General features: G+C 63.2%; 5 protein-coding genes. 1 reads left to right on the forward strand and 4 read right to left on the reverse strand.

Annotation, left to right across the window (positions count from 1 at the left end):
- The coding region (locus HP499_RS22235) for a TraR/DksA C4-type zinc finger protein (RefSeq protein ID WP_172326267.1) at positions 1 to 246 on the forward strand (246 nt) is incomplete at its 5' end.
- 60 nt (positions 247 to 306) lie between these two features.
- Here the strand turns inward: HP499_RS22235 and HP499_RS22240 are convergent.
- From HP499_RS22240 to HP499_RS22255, 4 genes are all read right to left on the reverse strand, one after another.
- Complete coding sequence (locus HP499_RS22240) at positions 307 to 567, reverse strand: hypothetical protein (protein WP_172326268.1); 261 nt, start codon at positions 565 to 567, stop codon at positions 307 to 309.
- Positions 568 to 585: 18 nt separating this feature from the next.
- Positions 586 to 1,599, reverse strand: a complete 1,014-nt coding sequence (locus HP499_RS22245) for a fumarylacetoacetate hydrolase family protein (RefSeq protein ID WP_172326269.1) — start codon at positions 1,597 to 1,599, stop codon at positions 586 to 588.
- A gap of 10 nt (positions 1,600 to 1,609) precedes the next feature.
- Complete coding sequence (locus HP499_RS22250; protein WP_172326270.1) at positions 1,610 to 2,686, reverse strand: amidohydrolase family protein; 1,077 nt, start codon at positions 2,684 to 2,686, stop codon at positions 1,610 to 1,612.
- Positions 2,683 to 3,490, reverse strand: an 808-nt coding sequence (locus tag HP499_RS22255) for an FAD-dependent monooxygenase (protein WP_172326271.1), incomplete at its 5' end; no start/stop codon positions are given. The genes HP499_RS22255 and HP499_RS22250, both read right to left, overlap by 4 nt.

A 3,490-nucleotide genomic window follows, 5' to 3' on the forward strand; every position in this document is an offset into this window, starting at 1 on the left:
CAGGACTCCAATGTGGACGACGAGCATGATCCAGAGGGCAGCACCATAGCCTTCGAGCTTTCGCAGGCCGAAGCCCTCCTTGACCAAAGCCGCGTCGGCTTGACGGAGATCGATGCTGCCTTGGGCCGGATTGCCGAGGGCAGCTATGGAAGCTGCCGGGTCTGCGGAGCAGCTATCCCGGAAGACAGGCTCGAGGCCAGGCCCTGGACGCCCTACTGTGTGGAGCACGCCTCCGGCCGCCGATAGTCACGCCACGGAGCCAACTGTTGACAGCGAATGTTCAGGGCAAGCCATGGAGACAGCGGGCTAGGCGGACATGCCAGGGGCGACGGGAATAAACTCGATGGTTTCCTGGACCTTCTTACGGGGTCCGCGGTTGAACCCTTTGGCGTCCAAGTGGTTGCCGGCCCGGTAGGCCGCCAGCGCCTGGTCATAGATGTCATTGAGGCGTTGCCCGGTGAAGACTTCCTGGGTTCCATCAGTGAAAAGTATGGACACTGAGGCACCGCCCGGGAAGTGTCTTTTCATCCGTACGAAACCTTCAGGGTCTTGCTGCAGGGAGATCAAAACGGGACCGCGCTTTCTTTAGTGGTTAGTGACAGTCTCCCGCACATTGTGGCTGCCGCGCTCTTTGCTGCCTGGCCGGTTGCGGGCAGGCACCCTGGTCACGGCTTCGCGCCGCTCACCTACGGCATTGAGGATCGAGCCGATGCCTTCCACTGTCATTCGCACTGAATCGCCGGTCTTCAAGGGCGGGGGAGTCTTGGCGCCGTTCCGTCCCCATAGTTCGGCCAGGCAGCCGCTGCCGCAGGTTCCCGAACCCAGCACGTCGCCAGGCCGGACCACGGAGTCCTGGGAGGCATAAGCCACAAGCTCAGCAAAGGGCCAGCCCATGTTGGACAGCAGGTCCTGGCCAATGGCCTGGCCGTTGACCTCGACGGCCATGCTGAGGGGCAGGAATCCTTGGTGGTCGTGGAGGTGCTCGAACTCATCGGCTGTCACAATCCATGGACCGAGGGTGTTGGCGAAGTCCTTCCCCTTGCAGGGTCCAAGGCTGACCTTCATCTCCCTCCGTTGCAAGTCACGTGCCGACCAGTCATTGAGAATCGTGTAGCCGAAAATGTGCCGGTGCGCGTCTGCCGCGGTCAGGTTCCTGCCATCACTGCCCGGTACGTGCCCGACGACGGCCGCTACTTCGGTCTCAAAGTCCAGTTCGCTGGAACCGGCAGGAATACCGATCACCTCGCCCGTGCCGGTCACCGTGTGCGGATTCGTAAAGTAGAACGTTGGTGCTTCGTACCATTCGGCCACCACGCCGGCTATGCCATCTATGCTCTTGCGCACCCCCTCAACATGCTCCTCGAAGGCAACGAAATCCCTGATGGTGCCAGGTAGCAGCGGGGCCAGCAACTGCACGTCCTGCAAAGGAACAGGTGCGGTGCTCCGAAAGGTTTCCGCCGCTATGGCCAGAGTCTCCTCCAAGCCGGCGTGCAACAAGTACTGAACCGAGCGTCCCTCGGCCAACGCGTAGCAGTTGTGGTCGCCGACGAACCCTTCGTACGTTCCGCCGTCGTGATTCCAACGGGCAATCTTGACCATGGTTGCTTCCTTAAACGGTGGGGCGGACGGTGAGGGCGGCTGCCGCAGCGAGGCCAAGCCGCGCGGCGTTGCCGGCGAGAATCCCGGCAGTGTCGGCTTGGGCGAGTCCGGCCGCATGGACCTCCTCAACAGGGTGTTCCGAACCCATATCGAAGGGGTAATCGGAACCGAGCAAAACCTGGGAAGGCCCTGCGGCCCGGAGCAATGCCGCGAGTTCGCGGGGGTTGTGCACCAACGAGTCGAAGAAGATCCGGCGAAGATACGACGACGGCGGTTCGGCGCAGCGCCGTGCTTCGGGGCGCACCTTCCAGGCGTGGTCCGAACGGCCGATGGTGGTGGGAAGGTAACCCCCGCCATGGGCGGCGAGGATCAACAGGCCAGGGTGGCGGTCCAAGACCCCGCTAAAGATGAGGTGGGACAGGGCCACGGCGTTCTCGGCCGGCTGGGACACGGTGTTGGCCAAGTAAAACCGGTCAAGACGTTCATCAAGCGAACAGCCGAACGGATGAAGGAAGACCAGTGCCCCGAGTTCCTCCGCCCGGCTCCAGAAGGGTTCCAAGCGGGCATCGGAGAGCTCAACGGTGGTGCGTGCGGGATCGCCGGGAGTACCGGCGAAAGAGCCGATTTCCACGCCCGGCAGTCCGCAGTCCACCACGGCGTGCTCCAGCGCTTCGACCATGAGGTGGGGATGTTGCAAGGGCACCAGCCCCAGTCCGTTCAACCGGTCCGGAGCCTTCTGCACGAGTTCGCGGACAGCCTCATTCGCCTGCCTGGCCAGCGTCATGGCGAGCTCCGGACCGGCAAAGTAGTAGAAGTGCGACGGCGAGGGCGAGACCAGTTGGACGTCCACCCCCTGGGCGTCCATGTCTGCCAGACGCCTGTCGAGGTCAGTGAGCTGCTGCCACCGCTCCTTGATCATGGCGCCGGAGGCGGCCATGGATTCGGGCCCGTTCCTCCGGATTTCCAGGGCTTGGAGGGCTTGGAATCCTTCCGGATCACCCTCTGCCGCTCTTTGCTGGAGGGCCGGAATAAGCACGTGCGCGTGGACGTCGATCACGGCTTGCTGCGCGCTGGCGGGGGTGTTCATGCGGGTTCCTTCAGCATGGTGGAGAGTGAATTCATTAGTCCAGGCACATCGGCATCACGCACACCGTCCAGCATCCATTGACCCAATTGCACAGACGCCCTGACCACGGCGGCTGCCCGGTCCAGGCGGCGGTCCGTGAACTCTTTCCACAATGTCTCGGTGAGGTGGTCGGCCGAGATCAGGAGCTCCGCAAGCACCGCGGCGTCTTCCAATGCCATGGCGGCCCCTTGGGCAACGGTGGGAGGGCAGCTGTGGGCAGCATCGCCAATGATGACCGTGCGGCCCCTGTTCCATGGACCTTCCACAAGATGCGAGGTGAACCAGGTGTAATTGATGCGGGCGCTGTGGTCCAGGTTGGCGCGGATTTCGTTCCAAGGACCACCGTAGGCCGCAGCAAGTTCGGACATGACCCGGGGGCCGTCCTCGTGCTTGCGTTCCTGTGCCCTCTCCACGAGGTAGGCGTAGATGGTCTCCGGTCCCGTGGGGCAGTAGCCGGCAATAAAGCAGGGGCCGCCGTAGGTGAGGTCCGTGCGGACGACGTCTTCGGGGCGCTCAACAAACGCCCGCCAAATACCCATGCCGGTGGGTTGTGGCTCGACGTCAATGCCGATTGCTTTCCGTACTGCCGAGTGAAGGCCATCAGCCCCGATGAGGAGGTCGTAGGAGGAACTCCCGCCGTCGGCCGTGAGGACCGTGACGGTGCCGCCGTCGTCGGCTATTTCGGTGACTGTCTTGCCATAGCTGATGCGGGTGCCGGCTTGCTCGGCGCGCCCACGGAGAATGGCAGTCAAATCAGGGCGATAC

It is taken from the genome of Paenarthrobacter sp. CM16 (assembly GCF_013179505.1).
GTDB lineage: Bacteria > Actinomycetota > Actinomycetes > Actinomycetales > Micrococcaceae > Arthrobacter.

What these genes read in the sequence shown, in the direction of transcription:
- HP499_RS22245 (WP_172326269.1), bottom strand. Translation starts at nt 1,599, where the DNA reads ATGGTCAAGATTGCCCGTTGGAATCACGACGGCGGAACGTACGAAGGG.
- HP499_RS22250 (WP_172326270.1), bottom strand. Translation starts at nt 2,686, where the DNA reads ATGAACACCCCCGCCAGCGCGCAGCAAGCCGTGATCGACGTCCACGCG.